This window comes from Planctomycetia bacterium, from assembly GCA_016795155.1.
GTDB lineage: Bacteria > Planctomycetota > Planctomycetia > Gemmatales > HRBIN36 > JAEUIE01.
On record JAEUIE010000027.1, the window covers coordinates 48,291 to 70,443 of the forward strand.

Below are 22,153 nucleotides of genomic sequence, written 5' to 3' on the forward strand. Positions count from 1 at the left end.
TCCATCATATCTTCATAATGCCACTGCAACCCCAGCACAGTCGGGCTATCCATGCTGAACTACGAGATCAAGATTTTTACAGGACGGTCCAACCCCATCCTGGCCCATGAAATTGCCTCTTATCTGGGGCTGACCCTGGGCAAACACACGCCCGGGAATTTTCCCGATGGTGAAATCTCCTACCGCATTGATGAAGATGTTCGTGGCCGCGATGTTTTCCTGGTTCAGCCTACCTGCCATCCGGTCAATGAAAACCTGATGGAAATGCTGATCATGATTGATGCATTCCGCCGGGCCTCAGCCGCCCGCATTGCCGTCGTGCTGCCCTACTATGGCTACGCCAGGCAGGACCGCAAGGATCAGGGCCGTGTTCCTATCACTGCCAAGCTCGTTGCAGACCTGATTACCAAGGCCGGTGCCAGTCGTGTACTCACCATGGACCTGCATGCACCGCAGATTCAGGGTTTCTTCGATATTCCGGTCGACCATCTGATGGCTGCACCCATCTTTGTCCGCTACCTGCGGGAGCAACGCTACAAACCCGAAGACATCGTCTTCGTCAGCCCTGATGAAGGCCGCGTCAAAACCTCTGTCTTTTATCAGAAACGCCTGGGTGGTGATTTAGCCATCGTCGACAAACGTCGTACCAGTGCAACTGACACCAAGCAGGCCAATCTGATTGGAGCCAGTCTGAAAGATAAAGTCTGCTTCCTTTTCGACGACATGATTTCAACGGGAGGCAGCATCGTTGGTGCAGTGAACATTGCCAAGAATGCCGGTGCACGGGAAGTGCATATCTTTGCCACGCACGCAGTGCTATGTGGACAAGCTGTCGAGAAACTGCGTGAAGCTCCCATCAACAGTATCGTGGTAACAAATACTATCCCGGTTCCACCTCAGAAACAGTTGCCCAGCATGAAGATCTTGTCTGTCGGCCCGCTACTGGGCGAAGCTATCCGCCGCCTGCACAGCAACGAATCCGTCAGCAGACTCTTCGATCCGCTGTAATCCGTTTTTTCCTCTCTCCCCTGGAGGGAGAGGGGCTAGGGGTGAGGGGGCGGGTGTTCAGCCCACCCGCAAACACTCTTTCATGTACCGGATCGATTCACGTGCAATCGTCATAGGATCGGGTGTGTAGTCAAACACCTCCACCGAAACCCAGCCAGCATACCTGCAATCTTGTAACGCTTTCATGATCGGCTGAAATGGCATCGGGCCAAAACCCGGACCGCGACGGTTCGGATCGTTGGCATGAAAATGCCCGGTCTTCGAAATATTTTCCCTGATCAATGATGCAATGGCCTGGCCATCTTCCAGGGTCTGACATTCTGCTGCCATGGCTTTGACATCGAGATGCAGAACGCAAAGAGGATGATCAACCGCCTTGATGAGTGCGTTCGCTTCAGCACAGGTATTGAGAAAGTTGGTTTCTGCCGTTCCGAGCGGCTCGATGCAGAGGCGAACGCCTTTATCACCCAATGCTGGCATAGCCTGCTTCAGGGTATCGAGTGCAAACTCAAAAGCCTGTGCTTCTGAAACGCCAGGCAGCCTGTTTCGCTGGAGAGGAGAGCCGAGCACCATGAGTGAACCACCCAGGTCATGGCACAGCACCGCTAACTCGGCCAGATATTGCGCTGTGCGATATCGCGTAGTCGCATCCGGGCTGGTTAGATGAAATCCCTCTGTTTTCGCCAAGAGCCAATGCAGGCCAATAATCTCGATTCCCAGGTCTTTTGCCTGCTGATGTAGGAGAATTCTCTCATTTTTGGGGAGCAAAACGGGTGACGGCCCCAGCGTAAATGGCGCTACTTCCAAACCCTGGTAGCCCAAATTGGCTATAGATTGGCAGATTTGCTGGTGATTCCAGCCTTCGAAGGTCTCGTTGCAAATGGCGTACTGCATTGGCACAAGAATAGGGGGGGCGTCCTTGCCCAGCAAGTCCCATCCTGGGAAGCTCGTGTGCCAAGTTGTCAAGAAGTTGTCGATGACAGGGGACGTCTCCTGCCGTAACCCCCGCCTATCGACGAGGAGTAATGTAATAGCGTAATGTGGGTATTTCAAGAAAAATATCCGGAACTTTTTATCAATTTAACAAAATCGTTAAATTCCTCTTGAATTATACAATCGTTGTATTTGTGCAGGTCAGTGTCAAAATAGACAACTTGGCAACAGTTTAACGACAAGTTATTGACAGGTTATTGACACTATCAACTTTCATACCAACCGACGAGCTCATACCGCATCAATCCTTCACTGACTATTCACACTGTACAACCATTCATCGAATCTCATCTAAGTAGACAGGCTACCAGATCATTTCTGGTAGCCTGATTATTCATTCATGCGTTATTTACCCAGAGCTGCTTCCACTGCGGAAACCAGTTCCTGGCCATCGGGTTCCACCTTGCTGCCGAACCGCTTGATGACTTCACCGTTGCGACCGATCAGGAATTTCTCGAAATTCCATTTGATGTCGCCTGGTGCCTTCTCTTTCAGTGCAGCGTAAAAGCTTGATGTCTCTGCGCCATTCACATCGATCTTGGAAAACATCGGGAAGGTTACCTGATACTTGCTGCTGCAGAACTCCATGATCGCAGCTTCATCGCCAGGTTCCTGTTTGCCAAACTGGTTACAGGGGAAGCCCAGCACGACCAGTCCCTTGTCCTTGTACTTCTCATACAGACTTTGCAAAGTCTTGTATTGACGGGTGTAGCCACACTTGCTGGCTACATTTACCACCAGAACAACTTTGCCCTGGTATTCCGACAGCTTAATTTCTTTACCTTCGATGTTCTTAACGGTGTGATTCAAAACACCTTCTGGTTTTTCTGCTGCCTGCAGAGTGATCCCCAGCAGGCCTAGTACACTCGTCATCGCACAGAGCAGTCTCAACATGATGTTCTCCATGATAAGTTCACAGACACTCAAGCAGCTTTTGCTAGATTATCGCTATCTTACAAAATCCATCTGGCTCAAGAGCGTAATCCAATGCGCCTCCATCTAATTCTCATTTTCTGCTGGTGTGTTTGTGCAACCTTGCATGCTCAAGAACCTGGTTCTGCTCCGTTGCGTCGCATCGCATTTGGCAGTTGCGCCCGACAGGATAAGCCTCAACCCATCTGGGATGCCGTGCTTGATCAGAAGCCTGAAATATTCCTCTTTCTCGGCGACAATATCTACGGCGACACCAATGACATGACTGTTCTCAAACGCAAGTACGAGCAGCTAGGCAAAGTGCCAGGCTTTCAGCGTCTCAAACAATCAGTCAAACTGATGGCTACCTGGGACGATCACGATTACGGCAAAGATGATGCAGGCTACGAGTATGGCCCCAAGAAGGAATCACAGAATCTCTTTCTCGATTTCTTCGGCATACCAGCCGACTCGCCCCGTCGTCAGCAGGAAGGCATTTACTCTGCTGAAGCATTCGGCCCATCCGGCCAGCGTGTGCAGATCATCATGCTCGATACCCGCACGTTCCGCACCCCCCTCAAGAAACAGCCTGTTAAAAATAAGGACGAAGGTCCCTACATTCCCGACTCCAGTGAAACTGCAGACATGCTCGGTGCTACCCAGTGGAAATGGCTGGAAGAGCAACTGAAACAACCTGCTGATGTGAGGATCATTGCATCGAGCATCCAAGTGGTGGCGGAAGACCACGGCTGGGAAAAATGGAGTAATTTCCCCACGCAGCGGGAAAAACTGTTCAAACTGATCGAAACATCAAAAGCCAAAGGCGTTATTTTTGTCAGTGGGGATAGGCATCTCGCTGAAATCTCGATGCTGCCAACAGGCATGGGCTATCCTGCATACGATGTCACCTCCAGCGGCTTGACCGAAGCCAACAGACGCTGGCGAACGTTTGAAACCAACCGCCATCGTGTAGGCACTATGAACTTTGGCAACAATTTCGGAATGATCACTTTTGACTGGTATCAGAAAGATCCGCTGATCCGCCTGCAGATTCGCGATGAACTGGGTGAGGTCACCCTTCAACAAAAGGTGTCGCTCAGCACCATCCACCCAGATTGGGCACCGAAATTTCCTTCGACAGTTGCTGCCGCCCCACAAGCCACTAGCCCGGGCACCATCAACACTCTGGATGCTGCCAAGAAGATTGGCGAAGAAGTTACCGTGGAATTCACGGTGAAAGCAACCGGTGGCAGTGGAAGTCGCGTGTTTCTCAACTCCGTAGCTGACTTTCGCGATTCCAGCAACTTCACGGTGGTGCTGGAAAAGGAGTATCTGAAAGCTGCAACCGAGATCACTGAGCCACGTGAATATTTCAAAGGCAAGAAGATACAGGTAACCGGTAAAGTGGATACCTATCGCGACACGGTGCAGATCAAGGTGAGTAATCCTAAACAAATGAAAGTAGTACCGTAAACTACTTCTCTCCCCGCTTCACTTCCCTGGCAAACAGGTGAATAGCCTCTTCCTGTTCCTCGGTTTCGATGGAACCCGGGCGCAGTTGCCGCACATGCTTGATGGCATCGGACGAAGTCATTCCTTCAGCGACAAACCACGCAGCTAGAATCGTGCCCGTGCGGCCCAGACCTGCACCACAGTGTACCGCAGCGCCCAGTTGTGAATCTTTCGCTTTGCGAATTGCATCGATAGCCGTTTGCAAATCGTTCTGCGATGGGGCGGTAAAATCCATCACGGGAATATGCACCTGCATCAGCCCGGCTTGATTGACGGCACGACGCTGTGGCGGCTCTTCCGTCAGCGAAATGAGGATATCAATACCATGCTGGCGAAGCCATAGAAGCTCTTCCTCGCTACGAGGCTTGGCCATCGCTGCCAGGTAAGGCTTGACTAACCAGGAAAAGTACAAAGGTTCCACGCCACCTCCATTCTCTTGTTTTGCAGTATAACCGGTGCCACGTGACAGGAAAGCCTAAATCCGGAACTGCAATGAACATCGTGGACAGCACCCTGACAACAAGGCATAATGGTGTATCCTTCCAAGTCGAGTCGTACGATGGAAAATCGAGAAATCATCTCTGATGCACCAGTGCCACTGGAACACATGGAAGCCCTCAGCCATTTTGCGGGTGAGATTGGCTTAAGGCTCGGCAGATACCTGATGACTGTTCTTGGCGAGAGCAATTATCTTCTGGGGTTGCACCCGCCGGGTGATCGTTCACGTCCGTGGATTGAACAGATCAAATCTGCTGCCGGTGCTGCCTCACAACTGGTACAGCAACTGATAACGTTTTCATGCAGGCACCCGCCCGAAGTGGAACTGATCACACTCCACGCCATCATCAAACGAGTTGCTGAGAAGTTCACGATGCTCTTTGGCAACAGCCTCGCCCGGGGTGAATTTCAAATTGATGTGCAATTAAACGCCGGCGATTCGCTCATCCTGGTCGATGCCAACCAGTTTGAATCAGCCATCGTCAGGCTGCTTCAGTGGATTCATCAGCGAAGCAGTACCGGAACGCTCACGCTCAAAACCCGTGATGTTCCTGGCGGGATACAACTGAGCCTGTGTGACCCTGGCCCTGCACTTACCGATGCAGAGCAACAACATCTTTTTGAACCTTTTCATGGCGTTGATCCTGAATCTGCCGACATGGGCCTCGCAGTTGCTTACGGCATCATTCGCCAGGCACAAGGTAAAGTGCTGCTGAACACCGGTGAGAACGGCACCGAAATCATCATCGAGCTACCCCTGGCTGCTACGGAAGTCAGCAAACCCGTAACTCAAGCCAAAGCCAACAAGCAGACCGTTCTGGTAGTGGATGATGAAGAACTGGTTCGCAATTACCTGGTACTGGCACTGCAGCATCTGGGCTATGAAGTGATCGCAGCCAAGGACAGTAACGATGCCCTTTTTCACTGCCTGCAGACAAGCGTGAATATCGATGTTCTCCTGACCGATATGATTCTGCCAGGCATCAATGGTCGTCAGTTGGCAGAGCAGGCCAAGAAGCTTAGACCAACCTTGAAGATGGTTTTCATGTCCGGGTATACCGAGAACATGCTGGGGGAGGGTAGGGTCTTTCTCCGTAAACCCGTTACGCCAGACCAGTTGCAACGAGCACTTGAACATGTACTCAGCACTTCAGGCGATCCACTTTCCAAAGCATTGTCTAGCATCGAAGTACAGTTAAAATGAAAGGTGAGTCATTAACACAAGGAGTTTCTAGTGCTTAACCCTGAGTTGCGTCATCGGCTTGATGATGTGGTTGCCCGCCTGACCAATCTGCAGGACTCTCTTTGACCTTCCGGGCAAACTAGCCGAGCGAAGCAGGCTAGAAGCACGAATGGGAGAAGCAGGCTTCTGGGATCAACCTGAAAAAGCCAAGCAGGTCATTGCCCAGCTTAAGCCGCTCAACAATCTCCTGAAGCCTTTTGAAGAACTGAATAAAACCAAAGACGACATGGTTGTGATGGCGGAGTTCGCCAGCGAAGATCCATCCATGGAAGCAGAGTTGGCTTCCGAATTGGCCCGATTTGAAAAGCGTTTTAACGCATTCGAATTCCAGGCCATGCTCAGCGGACCAGAGGATGGCAGCAATGCCTTCCTCCGCATCCAGGCTGGCACTGGCGGAACCGATGCTTGCGATTTCGCCAACATGCTCCTCCGCATGTACACCCGCTGGGCGGAAGATCATGGCTACACGGTCGAATTGACGGATCAACTCGATAACGAAGAAGCAGGCATCCGCAATGCCACCATTCGCATTGCCGGCGATTATGCCTACGGCAGGCTGCAATCAGAGATCGGCGTGCACCGGTTGGTGCGCATCAGCCCGTTTGGTTCAGGCGATAAGCGACAGACCAGTTTTGTCGCGGTCGATGTGCTTCCGGAAATCGAACAGCCTACTATCGAAATCAAGCCGGACGATGTCGAAATTCAGACGTTTTCCTGTGGTGGTCCGGGTGGCCAGCATGTCAACAAAACCCAGTCAGGTGTAAGGCTTATTCATCACCCCACCGGGTTGGTCGCTGAAAGCCGATCAGAACGCAGCCAGCATAAGAACAAGGACAACTGCTGGAAAATGCTCTACGCCAAGATGTTCAAGATGGAGGAAAACCGCCGACGTGCCGAAGTGGAAAAGCAGTATGACGACAAAGGCGAAGTGGCCTGGGGCAACCAGATTCGCAATTACGTCATGCAGCCTTACACCCTTGTCAAAGATACCCGGACCGGCACCGAAACCGCCCAGGTGCAGAAAGTGCTCGATGGCGATCTCGATCAATTCATGGAGGATTACCTGCAGCAGCTGGTAATGAAACGGAATAAGAAGTAATGACACGTTGGAAACGTGTCCCACAGTTTTGTGGGTCACGATTGTATCGTGACGTTGCTGAGCGATGTCTAAACGCTACATCCCCGATGACACGTTTCAAACGTGTCCCACGGTGAACGCACCATCCGCATGAGCCGCTGCCAGTTTCAGGTAGTGGGTGTTCAACTCCTTGATGCGAACAACTTCTTCATCAGTTACCTGCCTGACTATTTTTCCGGGCACTCCCATCACCAGGCTGCGTGGCGGAATCACTACTCCTTCCGGAATCAAAGCCCGTGCTGCAATGATGCTCTCCTCACCAATCACGCTGCGGCCCAATAGTGTGGCTCCCATGCCAATCAGGCAATGTTTACTCACACGCGAACCGTGGATAATAGCAGAGTGCCCCACGACAACTCCTTCTTCAAGTTCATTGGGGAAACCCGTGTCGCAGTGGATCATCGTCAGGTCTTGGATGTTGACATTCTTTCCAACAATGATCTGATCAACATCACCACGAATCACGCAGCCATACCAGATGTTGACACCTTCGGAGAGAGTTACCTTGCCTACAACGGTGGCGTTGGCAGCGAGGAAGTAGTCACGTATTCGACGCATCGTCCGTTTCCTGAGGTTCAAGAATGGTTTCGTTATATCTGTCGAAACCATCCTGAGTAGGAACTCTGCTGCAAGCTGACCTTGCGAATCCTGCTGTGATCGGCACAATACCGGTATCTGACATAGGAGTTGACAGATATGCTCGACAACGTTTTGCAGGCCATCGGTCGCACGCCACTGATCCGCCTGAACAAGGTCACCGAAGGCTTACGCACTCCCATCTATGTCAAAGTGGAAGCGATGAACCCAGGTGGCTCGGTCAAGGATCGAGTCGGCCTGGCCATGATTACCGATGCTGAACGCAAGGGGCATCTGAAACCCGGCGGAACCATCATCGAAGCCACGGCGGGGAATACCGGTGTCGGCCTGGCGATGGCTGCAGCAGTGAAGGGGTATCGCTGCATCTTTGTGCTGCCTGACAAAATGTCGCAGGAGAAGATCAGCCTGCTGAAAGCCTACGGTGCCGAGATCGTCATCACTGCCACTAATGTTCCGCCTAATTCCCCCGAAAGCTATGCAGGCGTGGCCGATCGCCTTACTCGCGAAATTCCTGGAGCCTGGCGACCCAACCAGTTTGCCAACCTCAGCAACCCGGAAATTCACTACCGCACCACTGGCCCCGAAATCTGGCAGCAGAGCGAGGGACGTGTCACGGCACTGGTTGCAGGCGTTGGCACGGGGGGCACCTTATCCGGCGCAGGCCGCTATCTGAAGGAACAGAATCCTGACATCAAGCTCATCGGCGCTGATCCCGATGGTTCCATTCTCTCAGGCAGCATGCCCAAAAGCTGGAAAGTTGAAGGCATCGGCGAAGACTTTGTTCCACGCACGCTCGATAGCCAGATTGTGGATGAATGGATCTGTGTTAAGGATGCTGACAGCTTCTATGCTGCACGAGCCATGGCACGCAAGGAAGGATTGCTGCTAGGCGGCTCTGCTGGCACCAATGTCGCTGCTGCCATTCAATATGCCCGGCGACTTGGTCCGAACGACCTGGTTGTTGTCATCGGCTGCGATACGGGCAGGAACTATCTCAGCAAGTTTTATGACGACAACTGGATGCGTGAAACCGGGTTGCTCAAAGACGATCCCAATAACGAATGCATTGGCGACATGCTGAAGAAACGGGGCGACAGGCCGCTCATCAGCATTGCACCTACCGCCACGGTGGCAGAAGCTATTGATGTGCTGCAGAAGCGAGGTATCTCCCAGATGCCCGTCGTTCTGGATGGCCAAGCACTCGGTTCTGTTCAGGAGATTACGGTAGCACGTTTTCTCCAGGAAGGGCACGAGCCTTCCCAGGTGCAAGTCAAGGATGTCATGGCCAAGCCGTTGCCTCAACTTGATGTCAGCACACATATAGATGAAGCATTCCGCCTGTTGCAGGCTGGCAACACCGGCGTGCTCGCCACATTGCAAGGCAAAGTAGTCGATATCGTCACCAGGATCGACCTGATTCAATACTGGAATCAGCGGCGGAAGAGGTGATAACGGGATGCCTGCCACAATACGTGAACTCATCCGGCGGATTCAGAAGGATGGCTGGTTTCAGGTAAGGCAAACCGGAAGCTATAGTCAATTCCACCTTCCAACCAAACCCGGAACAGTTACCATTGCAGGCAAAGAATCTATGGAAGTTGCTCTAAAAACGGAGCGTAGTATTTTGAGGCAGGCCGGGTTACAATGGAGTAATGGAGATGCACATGAAAAAATATGCCATCCTACTCGAACCAACGTCTACGGGTTATTCCGCTTCGGTGCCCGATCTTCCGGGGTGCATCTCCGCTGCGGAAACACGCGAGGAAACCATTGACCTGTTTCGTGAAGCCATTCCCATGCATCTCGAAGGAATGTTATCTCGAGGCGAACCAGTTCCTGCCATGCCATCTATACTGGAATATGTCGAGGTTGATGAAGCTGCCTTGCAGGGTGCTTCGAACAAATAGCTTGCTGTGGCTGTTTTTCAGATCATTGCCCAAACTAACTTTCGAGTTTTCAGGTAGTGCGTGATTCATCATTTTAGAAGTGGAAAAAACTTCCCACCCAACGTCTCCCCTTCTTTCAACGGTGGAACGCCATGAAGCAGCGATTCCGATTTCGCGCTGATCACGCCGTCACGCACGTAATTCATCACCGCAGCCCGGCGAGAGCGTTCCGATCGATTCTCTTTGGAACCATGTACCAACAGTGGATGATGGAAGGCACACTCGCCTGCTTTCACTTCTACCAGAACTTCGTTGTTGAACTGCTTGATCTGTTCCTCATTGAGCACTTCACGCAAGCCATCCATGTCCCCGGCCAGTGCAGGCATAGGCAAGAGCGGCCAGCGATGACTGGCTGGGATGTATCGCAAACAGCCATTCGCTTCATTGCTGTCGTCGAGCGCAATCCAGCATGTCAGATGTGCCATCGGCTGCGTGCGTGTCCAGTAGGAATAATCCTGATGCCAGGCTACCACACCACCATGATGTGCAGGCTTGCAGAACAATTGATCATGCCAGAACCGCACGCTGCCACCCAATAGCTGCGATGCAGGCATCACCAGGGCAGGGTTCCACAGCAAGTCATGAAACCCCGGCGTGATCCGCCAATGCCCCAGACAATGGAACAGCACCTTGCTGGGATCCGCCGATTCGTTGCTGTGGAATTCGTAGAAGAGTTCATGCCCAGGGTGCCTGGGGTCTGCAATCTCTGCCAACTCTTTTCGCAGAACAGCAACCTGCTCATCGTTCAGAACACGAATACCTTTCAGGTAGCCATGCTCGTGGAAAAACAGAACCTGATCATCTGACAGTCGGTATTGGTTCCAATCTGCTTCGCTGGCAGGCTGCGGGAAGAGATTGGTAACCGGTTGATGCTGTTTGGCCAGGTCTGGATGTTGTGACATATAAACGCCATCCGCAGGGGTGGATTGTTGTCAGAGAAGAATTTCGTTAATCTTTGTCGTTTAATCGCATTCAACAGTGATAGTCTATGTAACTCAGGTAAGCCATAGGGATCATTTATAATTTACCTAATGTACCAATCAAGACAGTAGAGCATCAAGAAAACGGTCATTCCTTGTGCACCTGATTTGAAGCCTGTGTGGGTTTAACCTATGGTTAGGTTAGCCGCCAAGTGAAAATGCCCAGGAGCTTGCGTCATGAGGGTTGCCAATATCTTTTCATGGGTCACAGCCAAAGCCACTACTTCCGCCACCAGACGTTTGCGCGTTATCCCATCGATTGAAAATCTCGAAGCACGCGATGTGCCTGCACTGAATCCCTCGCCCCTCGAGCAGGAAATGCTCGAGTACACCAACCGGATGCGCATGGACCCGGCTGGTGAACTCAACAGGCTTCTCGTCAGCACCAACCCGCTGCAAGCTCGTGATTCCCAGGTGCAGGCAGCACTTTCCTACTTCGGCGTGAGCGGATCCACGCTGGTCAGCCAATGGGCCAGCTTGTCGCCTGCAGCTCCGCTGGCCTGGCACGAAGGGTTGATGAACTCGGCACGCAACCACAACCTCGCCATGATCGCTGCTGATACTCAGTCGCATCAGTTGCCTGGCGAAGCCAGCCTGGGTGCACGCGCTACTGCAGGTGGCTACACCAACTGGAGTGGCGTTGGCGAAAATATCTATGCCTACTCCAACAGCGTGCTCTATGGCCATGCTGGCTTCGCCATCGATTGGGGTAGTGGCCCCGGTGGCATTCAAAGCCCCGCCGGGCATCGCATCAACATGATGAACAGCAGCTACCGGGAAATAGGCATCTCGGTGATTGCAGAGAACAATAGTTCCACCCAGGTGGGGCCTCAAGTCATCACCCAAGACTTTGGCAACCGCTTCAGCTTTGGCAATCCCTATCTGCTCGGCGTCGTCTTCTCCGATTCCAACAGCAACAACTTCTACAACGCTGGCGAAGGGCTAGGCGGCATCAACGTCAATATCAGTGGCGCGGCAGGCAACTTCAATACCACCACGATGTCTGCAGGCGGTTACCAGTTGCAGGTTCCCTCAGGCAGTTACACTGTCACCTTCAGCGGTGGCAGCTTGAGTAGCCCCATTGTCAAAACAGTCACCGTGGGTTCAGCCAACGTGAAAGTGGATGGCAAAGCAGGAGATACCAGTAATCCGCCACCCACCACCAACACCGCGCCGGTACTGAACGCCAGCTACAACGCAACGCTGACGAGCATTCTCAAGGGCACTACCAACCCCGCTGGCAATACGGTATCCAGCATCGTCGGCAACTCCATCACGGATGTGAACACCTCTAATTCACTCGGCATCGCCGTCACTGCTGGCAATTCCACTTCCGGGCAATGGCAGTATTCATTGGATAATGGCTCCACCTGGAACAGCCTGAGCACCGCCAGTTCCTCAGTAGCCAGACTATTGCGAATGAGTGATCGCGTTCGCTTCGTTCCGAATTCCACCTTCACCGGCACCGACAGCTTCACCTACCGGGCCTGGGATCAGACTACCGGCACCCCTGGCGGCACCGCTAATGTCTCCACCAGTGCACAAGTGGGTGGCAGTACGGCGTTCAGCACCGCCACCGATTCTGCCAGTATTAATGTGGTTGCTTCCACCAATAACACCGCACCGGTTCTCAACACGGCAGGCAGCTTTGTTTTGCCTTACGTTGCCCGCAATAGCACGACCCCGACACCTATCCGCATCAGCACGCTGCTGGGCACCAACGTTTCCGACAGCGATGCCGGTGCCGTGGAGGGCGTTGCCATCACTGCCATCGACAGTACCAAGGGTGCCTGGCAATATTCGGTGAACAATGGAACCAACTGGTACACTCTCAGCACCGCCAGCAATACTGGTGCTCTCCTGTTGCGTGCAACAGACTTGTTGCGATTCAAACCTAAGTACAATCTGGTCGGGCAATCGAGCATGGTCTTCCGGGCATGGGATCAGACCTTTGGCACCGCAGGCTCACTGGTGAACGCCAGCACTGGTGGAGGCAACACTGCATTCAGTGCTGACCAGGTCTTTGCCCATGTTCAGGTGGGCAACAGTGCACCGGTTCTGAATACATCCTCGCCTTTCGTTCTGAACCCCTACACACAAGGTACCAGCAACCCAGGAACGCTGATCAGCACCCTTCTTGGAAACGCAGTAAGCGATACAGATATGAATGCCAAGAAAGGCATTGCTGTGGTCGGTCTAACCGGCACCGCAACCGGCAAATGGCAATATTCTCTCGATAACGGCACCACCTGGGTCAACTTCCCAGCTACCACGGGCACCAATGCCCGTTTACTGCGAGCCAGCGATAAAATCCGCTACGTTCCCAATGCAGGCTTTACCGGCCAGGTGACACTGAAATTCCTCGCTTGGGATCAGTCAACTGGAGTGGCAGGCAGCATTGCCAAGCTCAGTTCCACCACCGTGGGTGGTTTTAGTGCGTATAGCAAGCTATCAGGTATCGCAAGCCTGGTGGTAAGTTAGCACTCGGAAACTGTGCCACACTCCGACTGTCCTCAGTCGGGGTGTGGTTTCGGGAAACCGTGTGGCATCTCAATTATTCAAAGTGACACCACGAGCGATACCAGCACACCTCGACGTGAGTACACGTCGAAGTGTGGCACGATCATCGATCGCGCTGATTCTGCATCTGCTGCTGAATCTTCATGATGTTCATCGTCTGCTGATGGCGGTTTTTAATATCTGCAGCCAGGTCGTGAGGTATTCGTGTATACTTCTTTTCGGTTTCGTTCGGCTCAAAGAGTTTTGCATCGAGCGTTTTAAGCAATTCAACTTTGTTGAGATCAATCGAAACAAGAACCTTGTCAGGCCCCTGCTTCTCGGTGATGCCCACCATTTCAATCCGCACTAGTTGATCGTTGCTGGCATTGAAATAAAGTCTCGCCAGCCGGGGCACCTGGAAGAAGTGCAGTTTCTCCTTCCACAGATAGCGCTGATCCTGCTGGTTCGGGCTGGTGCCTTTCTTGGTCGGTGCAATGATGTCCAGTACCTCGTTCGTCCATTGGCCTTCAATCATTTTGACGTTCAACTTTTCTTTCCCGGGAACTTCCAGCGTGGTGGCTTTGGGTTCGCTGAAGATCATCCGCTTTTTCAGATCGCCGAGTGCTGCAGACACGCCTGCAAAGCCGTGAATGCCTGTTTGTTCCTTCTCCACATCATCGCGTGCTACTCGTTCTGTTTCATTGGTCGCCAGTTGATCCAATGCAGTTTGAAGTTCCTGCAACGTGTAACTGACCATGGTGCTCTGCTCTGGTAGAGTTTCCAGGCGATAGAAGGTGTTGCCATCGCACAGCAGTTTCAGCCGGGCAGTGCGGCCTACCTGTTTATACTCCAGGTCGATATGCACCTTGCGTTTATCTGCAGTGATGGAACGCCCATTAATAACTGCATTCTGGGAACGGCCCAGAACAATCTGCTGGTAATCCACCTCAATACCTTCCGGCCTGGTAAAGAGCTTGATGTTGTTATCCAGTAAAGCCTGGGCTGCAGGATGATGAGCTGGGGCATTGCCAGGAGTTTGCGCATATCCCCCGGATTGCCTGGTTAAACAAACTGAAATGATGAACAGGGCAAAGTATAACGGTCGCATCAGGTTTTTCCGTTGGAATCATTGCAATAAGGATGCTGGAACTGCCGAGTATACAAGACAAGAGACACATGAACAAGCGCGCTGCCCGGGGGGGACGCGTGTTGGGCTACATTCGGGTGCGGTCCTTACGCCCGTAGCCTTGGATACAGCTATTAGTTTAGGACAGTCCGCCAGGGAAAGCAGCCTTGGCAGGGGGAGACGAATGAAACGACGAGTCACCGGTTTCCTTCTCGCTATTGCCGCTACCAGCGGTTGCATGAACACCGATGGTGGGATGGGTTATAATCAGCCTGGCATGCAGAATGGCGCCATGCGTTTAGCTTCCAGCGAATACGGGCCTGTTGGCCCCTGGAACACTCCCATGATACCACAAGGCGCTATGGGTGGCATGCAAGCCATGAGCAGTCCCATGGGCGGCGGTTCACCGATCGTTCAAATGGGCTATGCTGGTGGCGATGCCGGAATCCTTCAGGTTTCTGGCTGCTCCAACGGCGCATGCTCACTGCCTGGCGCACCCCCCATGGGTGGCATGGGTGGTGGCGTGAATATGGACCCAGGCTGCTATACCACAGGCGGCCGAGTCAACAGCTTTGGACATCTGCCTAACGGTCCCGATGCTGGTCTCTCTTCACAACGAACTCAAGTAAAGTTCTCTGGTCCGGTCAATGCCAAGGTAGGCTGGTATGTCAACGGCCCCGATGGCAAGCCCGTGCTTTCACCAAGCCAGATCACCATGCCAGGACGATTCAACTTCGCTCAGGCTGCGATCTATCGCCTCAAGATTTCCGATATCCAGGGCCGTCCTGGTGTTGAACTGTACCCCACCATCGAAGTGGTGCCCAGCAACGCCAAGTCTGACGCTTTCCTGTCTCACAATGTTGTGCCTGTCGAATTCTCTGATGAAGACCTCGGTCAGATTCGCGAAGGCAACTACATCACCAAGGTTATCTACCTGCCTGACGCTCAGTACATGAGCCTGGCTGGTGGTGCTGAAGAACTTTCTTCCACTCGCCTGGAACCTGGTGTTGATCCGATCGCAGAAGCCATGCGACGTGGCCACATCCTTCTGATCATCCGCGTGGGTAACATCAGCCTGGATGTGCCTAACTCACCTCCACTGAGTGCACCCGGCACCTTCGGTGTTCCACAAGGTGGCCCAGCTCCAATGCCTGCTCCAGGTGGCGCACCTGGCGCTCCCGGCCAAGGTCCAGTTCATCCTGCTGCCTTCATGATGATGATGCAACAGCAGGGTGGCATGCCTCCTATGCCTCCAGCAGCTGGCAAAGCTCCCAAGGCTGGCTTTCCGCTGACCACCATCTCCGCTCCTCGCGGTTTGGGTTTCGACTTTGACGATGCCCCTCAACCTGCTTTCCGCGAACGTCCAGGCATGTTCGATAAAGCAGTCTGGGGTAAATAATCTGAAAGCGGTTAATGAGGTTGAGGGCTGCTGGCGATTGTCTCCTCGACGACGCTTTCAGACCTCAACCTCAGTGTGTTTCTGAGGATGCTTTCTACGCCAAAGCGAGTGACTGCCATGCGATCTATCATCCTGTTGTTGACAATGTGCTGGATGAGCATCTGCACACTGGGACAAGCACAGGGACCGATGCCGGGAATCATTCCGCCACCGGGGAAGTTGCACCTTCGCCTGCAAGGTGATTCAGGCACCAAGCTCTCGTACCTCACTGCACCCAATACGTGGAAAACTCAATCACTGCCTTGTGAACTGACTTTGCAGCCCGGTGCCCGCTACCTTTTCAAAGTCGAAGGGTTGCCTCATTGCCCTGGGCTGGTTTTCTATCCCACGCTGGAAGTGCTCGACGTTCTCTATCTGCCGAAAACTTTGAAAGCCTCCGATCATCCAGCTCCTGTGACTCTCACCGAACAGGATGGACTGGCTGTGATGAAAGGCGCTATGGTCACCAAGATTATCACGCTCGAAGACCCCGAAAGTCCCTTCATTGGCATAGGTGGCAACGTCAACGGTGCTGATGCGGAACCGCTAGGCGGCCTGGATATCATGTCCTTCGCTCGTGAAGTTGGCAGACCCGTTGCAATTCTCCGCTGGGGCAACAAGGAACCTACCGAAGCTGACCTGGCAGGAAGATCACAGAGCATGGGTGGCCCGATCTGCGGCCCAGTCGTTCCCATCAAGCCCTTCAAAACCGGTGAAGAATGCCTGCGTGATGGTGGCGATTTCCATCGACCTGCACATTTTGCCGAAGGCAAGCTGAAAGGCCTTGATCCTTCCGATACTGTCATGACCTATACCGACCGTACCGGGAAGAAGCACATCCTGCCTTCGAACCCGGTCTGCCTGTGCGTGCCCCGCTTTGTCAACATCCGACAGGTCATTCAACTGGAAGGCTTTGCTCTTAACGAAGCAGCCCAGCCAGTCATTTTGAAGGAACAGGTTGAACGTGCAGTCTCCAAAGACAAGGCTGTTCCTGCCAAGCAACTCGAAGAAGGCCTCATCCTGAGACTGGCACTGAAAGCGATGGCTGACATCACCACTGACAAGCTGGTTACCTACAAACAAGTTGAAGGTGTCAAAATCATCGGCCGCCTGGAACAGGCACTGGAAAAGGTGGGTGTTGAACCTCCCTCTCCAGAATGCGTGGATGAACCATTGGTACTGTGCAAAAGCTGTTCAACAGAGAAAGCCCAGATTGGCGATATCGTGACCTTTACCATCAAGTACGATAACAAAAGCTGTCAGCCCATTCATGATGTTGCGGTTTCCGACAGCCTGACCACCCGACTGGAATATGTGCCAGGCACTGCCAAGTCGAGCCGTGAAGCCATCTTTGTCACCACAGTGAATGAAGCAGGCTCACTGGTGTTGCGATGGGAACTCAAAGATCCACTCCCCGCCAAGCAGGGTGGCGAAGTAACCTTCCAGGCACGCATTAAGTAATTCAAACTAATCACTCACATGTGCCCCACTCTCTCCGCCATAGGGGAGAGGGTTCAGGGGTGAGGGGTGAAGAATCGCCAACATACTCCCCTCTCCCTCCCGGGGAGAGGGGCTGGGGGTGAGGGGTTCTTCTCATGGCGAAGCCCTTCATGTTCAACTGAAGATGCCGATCTTCCTTCCCAGCATTTCAATCAGTGGCGGCAGGAATCGGATCAGCACATATCCCAGTGCCGCCACCGCCATCAGCAACACGATCAGCTTGACCCAACCGCCAAAAGTCAGGAATAGATCAGTCCACCACCTGCGGCGTTCATAGGCATCCACTTCCTCCGAGATCTTTTCAAACTGCTTCTGCAGCTTCGCGGACCGTCGTTCAGCACGTACCTGCACCAGTACGCTGCGAAGCACCGATTCCCATTGTGGATATTCCGCAATGGGTCGGAAACGTTCGTTGGGTTGATGACTGGCCATTGCCGTCGGGTCAATCTTGCGAGACTCAATCTGTACACGCAGTTGTTCGGTTGTCAACTCTACCAGTTTGGTCGGCCCTTTGCCATCTTTCTTGATCTGCACATACCACTTCGGTTCGCTGACAGGTAGAATCACCTGTTCCGGATAACTGGTCGAGCTCATGGAGACGTTGATCTCTGGTTTCGATTTGCGAGGAGTAGCAACAATCTGGGTGATTCCCGTTACTTTTTCCGAGAGAAATGGCCCAGCCAGATCGAGTTGTTCCAGCGCTGCAAGCACTTCCTCACACGACTGATAACGATTGACCGGCGAACGATCCATCATTTTCGCAATGATCAGTTCCAGCTTTTCAGGCACGTTCCGATTGTATTGCCTCATCGAAGCCATGTACCCTGACTGCTTTTCCTGCAGCAGGCCTGCGAAATCTTTCGATGCAAAGGGCTTGTGCTTGCACAGCATTACATACAGCATGACTCCCAGAGCATAGATATCACTGCGGGCATCCACTGATTTCGCCGAACGCATCTGTTCAGGAGGCATATACATCGGCGTACCGATGCCAATACCCGACATCGTCAACGACAGGTTGTCATCCACCGGCTTGGCCAAGCCAAGATCAGCCAGCTTGACCACACCATCGTGACCGATCAGAACATTGTCAGGCTTGATATCACGATGGATGATCTGGTGTTCATGTGCATATTTCAGTGCATGAGCTACATCGAGGATGATGCACAAGGCATCTTCAACCGATAACCGTTCCCTGGTTTTCAGCAACTGCTTCAGCGTACCACCATTTACATACTCCATCACCAGGAAGCGCAAGCCTTGAATCTTTCCCATGCCGTAGCATCGCACGATGTTGGTGTGATGCAGTTTGGAAAGCACACTCGCTTCACGCTTGAACCGCGAAATAATGGATGCATCCTGGGCATACCGAAGGGATAACACTTTCAGTGCTACCTCACGCTGCTCACTGGTGTGCCTGGCATGAAACACCGAACCCATGGTGCCTTTACCCAGGCGTGAAAGAATTTCATAGCCCCCCAGTTGCAGTCCAGTACACTCGTTATCCAGACGAGCGTACCATTCCTGCAAGGTTTCCGCAACAGGCACACCCAGACTGCCTGTATCTTGTTGAATAACATCAAGATCAGGATGCGTTTCTTTATGGCCAACCAGTTCAGAAGTTGTCTCTTGAACAGTTTGAGCGGGAACTTCTTTAACGTTGACCGTTACCGTACTTTCGGTAAGGTTCTGACGAGACGACGGGACAGCGGCCATGGGAGTCCCTCCTGTTGCAGGATGCTCATACTATGATCTGACTATATCAAAGCGAAAACGGAATATCTAAACCGACATCAGGCACATAAAATCGGAAGGAATGATAAAGTGATTATACCCGGAGTTCATCTGTCGGCCATTTTTTCATTGTAAAATGTCAAAAATTTCTGCCTCTTATTTGCCTTTACCAACCCTACAATGCTCACATGAAAATACTCATGATGGGCACAGGTGTCTTTGCTGAACCAACTTTCTCAGCATTACTGAAAAGCAGACACACTCTTCTCGGTCTGGTCACCAACCCTGACCGCCCCAGTGGCAAAGATCGCGAGATGGAACGAGGCATCAAAAAGCTTGCAGTAGATGCTGGCTTGCCTGTCTATCAGCCTCTCAACATCAATACTCCTGAAGCTGTCACTTATCTGCGGACACATTTCGCAGCCGATATTTATGTAGTGGCAGCCTACGGCCAGCTTCTGTCCAAAGATGTGTTGAGCATCCCTGCACGAGGCGGCATCAATGTACACTCGTCACTGCTACCGAAGTACCGTGGGGCAGCGCCCATTGCCTGGGCTATCTATCATGGTGATACACAAACGGGAGTCACCATCATCCGCATGACGCCACGCATGGATGCTGGTGAAATGCTGGCACAGGCGACGGAAACCATTCATGCTGATGATACCGCAGGCACGCTCGAAGCACGGCTCGCCAAGCTGGGTGCATCACTCGCTCTGAGTGTACTGGAGCAGATAGAGCAGGGTACCGAGCAAGGCATCCCTCAGGATATGAAACTGGTCACCAAAGCGCCCAAGCTCAGCAAAGAGATGGCACTGATTGACTTCAACCGTACTGCCAGCCAGGTTGATTGCCAGATACGCGCCTTCCAACCCTGGCCTAATCCCTACACCTATTGGCATCGCAGTTCAGGACAGCCACTCAGGCTGATCGTCCTCCGCGCCACGCCAGACGCATCTCAACAAACCGAAAAAGCCCCAGGCGAAGTAATCCAAGTCGGGCCCAACCAGTTAAGCATTGCCTGTGGACAAGGCACCGTGCTGAATCTGCTCACCATCCAACCCAGCGGAAAAAAAGAACAACCCGTCTCTGAGTTCATACGGGGTTACCGAGTGCAGGTGGGAGATCGATTAGGAAGCGAAGCAAACAAATAACTTGACCGTAAATCGTTTTTAGCTCCGAAGGAGCCACCGATATTAGCCTGGCCCGGAAGGGCCAGGTGAGAAGTTGAAAAAGGACAAAGCTCCGGAGGAGCGCTCGAAGTTTCGAGCGCTCCTCCGGAGCTTTACTGATTATGTCATTCTAGTTCCAGGCCCTACCGGGCCTGGCTATTACCGGTCGCTCCGATGGAGCCAAAAACGTGATTCGTCGAATTCGTTTAAACTACGACTTATAATTATTTGGGAACAACCACACCCTTCAGCACCTGGTAGAGCCGTCGATACTTCTCATACCCCTCTTCATAACTCAGCCGGCTGGATAGTTGTGGCTCGATGTTGCTTTCAAACCTGACCATCTCCCCCGCTGCCTGTTCAAGGCTTGCAAACTCTCCAGTATGCACAGCAGCTACCATCGCTGAACCCAACGCACACGCTTCCGTTTCAGAAGGCACTGCTACTGGAACCTGGCATACATCGGCATGGATCTGCAGCCAGAGTTTGCTCTTGGCTCCACCACCACCGGCAATCAGTTGCGTGATAGGCAAACCATGATGGGCCAGGTCTTCCAGAATATGCCGGGTACCATAGGCGGTTCCTTCGTAAATGCTGCGGAGCATGTGGCCTGCACTATGTGAAAGCGTTAATCCCCACCAGGTGCCCCGGCTCAATGGATCTTTCAACGGCGTGCGAGCGCCTTGCCAGTGTTCCAAACATACCAGACCATCGCAACCGGGTGCAACTTTTTCCGCCTTCTGATCAAGCAGTGCATACACAGGGATACCCAGTTGAGCAGCTTCCTTTTCTTCCTTCCCTGCAAAGTGCTCACGGTACCAGTTCACAATCGAACCCGTTGCGGTTTGACCTCCTTCGAGCGTATATAACCCCGGACGGATGGCGTCAGCATAGCAGCCCAGCATCCCGGTTCCCAGCAAAGGCTGATCAGCATTCACCAGATGACACGTGCTCGAACCCATGATCATCGCCAGCTTGCCAGGTGCCACAGCTCCCAGACCAATCATGCCGGCATAGGCATCAATGCCACCCTGAGCAATCGGTGTGCCTGCCTTGAGTCCAATAGCCTCCGCTGCTGCAGCAGAAAGTTTGCCTGTGCCCGCACCATAGGGAACCACTTCGCTTGGCCACTTGTCGTACAAATCTTCGAGATCAACCGCCTGCAACAACGCTTTGCTCCAGCCACCTTCAGGCGCTACATAGTTCCATTTCACTGCGACATGGTTCAGCGATAACGTCCAGTTCCCTGTCAGTTGGTACATCAGCCAATCAGTGCATTCCACCACATGCCTGGCTGCATCGTAACTGGCTCGTTCGTTCTGCTTCAGCCAGAGTGCCTTAGGCAACATCCATTCAGGTGAAACGATGTTCGAAACCCATCGCAGTGAATCGTCCTGCGTCTGCGTAATGGCTTGTGCCTGGGCGTGGCTACGCTGATCCATCCACAAGAGTGCAGGGCGGACCGGCAAACCCGCTGCATCCACCGCCAGCACTGTGCAGGCTGTGCTGTCCAGACCAATCGCTACGATATCTTCTGCCTGACATTTCGCATCACTGATGGCCTGCGGGATGGCAGTGCAGATGCCTTTCCACCAGTCGAGAGGCTGCTGTTCCGCCCAGCCTGGCTTGGGATACGTTGTTTCAAGCGGCGCCGTCCCACTGCCATGACGTTTGCCCTGGCTGTCGAACAGCACTGCTCTCACGCTTTGCGTACCGATATCCAATCCGAGAAAAAGTCTCATCGAATGCCTCGTCTCATTTCAACTGTTCCTTTATCAAGGAAGACATGGTAACTTGCAAGAGGCTAGATGGAAGTTTCCGGTGCGGGACGGGTGCCACGGTTTGCGTGTACTCACG

19 protein-coding genes are annotated in these 22,153 nt (G+C 52.8%); 11 read left to right on the plus strand and 8 right to left on the minus strand.

What is annotated here, in order from left to right; genetic code table 11:
* Positions 1–51: 51 nt before the first annotated feature.
* Positions 52–1,008 carry a ribose-phosphate pyrophosphokinase gene (locus tag JNJ77_10730; protein MBL8823052.1) on the plus strand — a complete coding sequence of 319 codons (957 nt, stop codon included), beginning with the start codon at positions 52–54 and terminating at the stop codon, positions 1,006–1,008.
* Positions 1,009–1,065: 57 nt separating this feature from the next.
* On the opposite strand, the gene JNJ77_10735 is transcribed toward JNJ77_10730, so the two are convergent.
* Together JNJ77_10735 and JNJ77_10740 are read right to left on the minus strand one after the other, a co-directional pair.
* Positions 1,066–1,902, minus strand: a complete 837-nt coding sequence (locus JNJ77_10735; protein MBL8823053.1) for a sugar phosphate isomerase/epimerase — start codon at positions 1,900–1,902, stop codon at positions 1,066–1,068.
* A gap of 444 nt (positions 1,903–2,346) precedes the next feature.
* Positions 2,347–2,907, minus strand: coding sequence for a glutathione peroxidase (locus tag JNJ77_10740; GenBank protein MBL8823054.1), 561 nt, complete (start codon positions 2,905–2,907; stop codon positions 2,347–2,349).
* Between the two features lie 81 nt (positions 2,908–2,988).
* On the opposite strand from JNJ77_10740, the gene JNJ77_10745 reads away from it, so the two are divergent.
* Positions 2,989–4,386 carry an alkaline phosphatase D family protein gene (locus tag JNJ77_10745; protein MBL8823055.1) on the plus strand — a complete coding sequence of 466 codons (1,398 nt, stop codon included), beginning with the start codon at positions 2,989–2,991 and terminating at the stop codon, positions 4,384–4,386.
* Position 4,387: 1 nt separating this feature from the next.
* Here JNJ77_10745 and JNJ77_10750 read toward each other — a convergent pair whose 3' ends face one another.
* Positions 4,388–4,798 carry a dual specificity protein phosphatase family protein gene (locus tag JNJ77_10750; protein ID MBL8823056.1) on the minus strand — a complete coding sequence of 137 codons (411 nt, stop codon included), beginning with the start codon at positions 4,796–4,798 and terminating at the stop codon, positions 4,388–4,390.
* A 186-nt stretch (positions 4,799–4,984) separates the two neighbouring features.
* Between JNJ77_10750 and JNJ77_10755 the strand changes: the two genes are divergently transcribed.
* Together JNJ77_10755 and prfB are read left to right on the plus strand one after the other, a co-directional pair.
* Positions 4,985–6,127 carry a response regulator gene (locus tag JNJ77_10755; GenBank protein ID MBL8823057.1) on the plus strand — a complete coding sequence of 381 codons (1,143 nt, stop codon included), beginning with the start codon at positions 4,985–4,987 and terminating at the stop codon, positions 6,125–6,127.
* 30 nt (positions 6,128–6,157) lie between these two features.
* Positions 6,158–7,265 (plus strand): peptide chain release factor 2 gene (prfB, locus tag JNJ77_10760; GenBank protein ID MBL8823058.1). Its coding sequence is split into 2 segments (ribosomal slippage): positions 6,158–6,229 and positions 6,231–7,265, totalling 1,107 coding nucleotides; the frame shifts between segments, so codons are not numbered across the junction.
* A gap of 96 nt (positions 7,266–7,361) precedes the next feature.
* On the opposite strand, the gene JNJ77_10765 is transcribed toward prfB, so the two are convergent.
* Positions 7,362–7,862 (minus strand): gamma carbonic anhydrase family protein, encoded by a 501-nt coding sequence (locus JNJ77_10765; protein MBL8823059.1) that lies wholly within the window; start codon positions 7,860–7,862, stop codon positions 7,362–7,364.
* A gap of 138 nt (positions 7,863–8,000) precedes the next feature.
* Here JNJ77_10765 and JNJ77_10770 point away from each other — a divergent pair, with 138 nt between their 5' ends.
* The 3 genes from JNJ77_10770 to JNJ77_10780 are packed head-to-tail and all read left to right on the plus strand — an operon-like array spanning position 8,001 to position 9,808.
* On the plus strand, positions 8,001–9,350 hold the full coding sequence (locus JNJ77_10770) for a cystathionine beta-synthase (protein ID MBL8823060.1): 1,350 nt from the start codon (positions 8,001–8,003) through the stop codon (positions 9,348–9,350).
* A gap of 7 nt (positions 9,351–9,357) precedes the next feature.
* Positions 9,358–9,675 (plus strand): type II toxin-antitoxin system HicA family toxin, encoded by a 318-nt coding sequence (locus JNJ77_10775; protein MBL8823061.1) that lies wholly within the window; start codon positions 9,358–9,360, stop codon positions 9,673–9,675.
* Positions 9,566–9,808 carry a type II toxin-antitoxin system HicB family antitoxin gene (locus tag JNJ77_10780; GenBank protein MBL8823062.1) on the plus strand — a complete coding sequence of 81 codons (243 nt, stop codon included), beginning with the start codon at positions 9,566–9,568 and terminating at the stop codon, positions 9,806–9,808. Before JNJ77_10775 ends, JNJ77_10780 begins: the two co-directional genes overlap by 110 nt.
* A 68-nt stretch (positions 9,809–9,876) precedes the next feature.
* On the opposite strand, the gene JNJ77_10785 is transcribed toward JNJ77_10780, so the two are convergent.
* The gene (locus tag JNJ77_10785; protein ID MBL8823063.1) at positions 9,877–10,749 is read right to left on the minus strand and encodes a phytanoyl-CoA dioxygenase family protein; all 873 of its coding nucleotides are present in this window, start codon (positions 10,747–10,749) and stop codon (positions 9,877–9,879) included.
* A 255-nt stretch (positions 10,750–11,004) separates the two neighbouring features.
* Here JNJ77_10785 and JNJ77_10790 point away from each other — a divergent pair, with 255 nt between their 5' ends.
* A complete protein-coding gene (locus JNJ77_10790; protein MBL8823064.1) occupies positions 11,005–13,308 on the plus strand; it encodes a hypothetical protein in 2,304 nt (767 codons plus the stop codon).
* A 142-nt stretch (positions 13,309–13,450) separates the two neighbouring features.
* Here the strand turns inward: JNJ77_10790 and JNJ77_10795 are convergent, their stop codons facing one another.
* Positions 13,451–14,434, minus strand: coding sequence for a hypothetical protein (locus JNJ77_10795; GenBank protein ID MBL8823065.1), 984 nt, complete (start codon positions 14,432–14,434; stop codon positions 13,451–13,453).
* 202 nt (positions 14,435–14,636) lie between these two features.
* Here JNJ77_10795 and JNJ77_10800 point away from each other — a divergent pair, with 202 nt between their 5' ends.
* Positions 14,637–15,851 (plus strand): hypothetical protein, encoded by a 1,215-nt coding sequence (locus tag JNJ77_10800; GenBank protein MBL8823066.1) that lies wholly within the window; start codon positions 14,637–14,639, stop codon positions 15,849–15,851.
* A 117-nt stretch (positions 15,852–15,968) separates the two neighbouring features.
* Positions 15,969–17,351 carry a DUF11 domain-containing protein gene (locus JNJ77_10805; GenBank protein ID MBL8823067.1) on the plus strand — a complete coding sequence of 461 codons (1,383 nt, stop codon included), beginning with the start codon at positions 15,969–15,971 and terminating at the stop codon, positions 17,349–17,351.
* Between the two features lie 153 nt (positions 17,352–17,504).
* Here the strand turns inward: JNJ77_10805 and JNJ77_10810 are convergent, their stop codons facing one another.
* Positions 17,505–19,106 (minus strand): serine/threonine protein kinase, encoded by a 1,602-nt coding sequence (locus JNJ77_10810; GenBank protein MBL8823068.1) that lies wholly within the window; start codon positions 19,104–19,106, stop codon positions 17,505–17,507.
* A gap of 218 nt (positions 19,107–19,324) precedes the next feature.
* Here JNJ77_10810 and JNJ77_10815 point away from each other — a divergent pair, with 218 nt between their 5' ends.
* On the plus strand, positions 19,325–20,278 hold the full coding sequence (locus JNJ77_10815) for a methionyl-tRNA formyltransferase (GenBank protein MBL8823069.1): 954 nt from the start codon (positions 19,325–19,327) through the stop codon (positions 20,276–20,278).
* Between the two features lie 242 nt (positions 20,279–20,520).
* Here the strand turns inward: JNJ77_10815 and JNJ77_10820 are convergent, their stop codons facing one another.
* The gene (locus JNJ77_10820) at positions 20,521–22,038 is read right to left on the minus strand and encodes a hypothetical protein (protein ID MBL8823070.1); all 1,518 of its coding nucleotides are present in this window, start codon (positions 22,036–22,038) and stop codon (positions 20,521–20,523) included.
* Between the last annotated feature and the right edge of the window lie 115 nt (positions 22,039–22,153).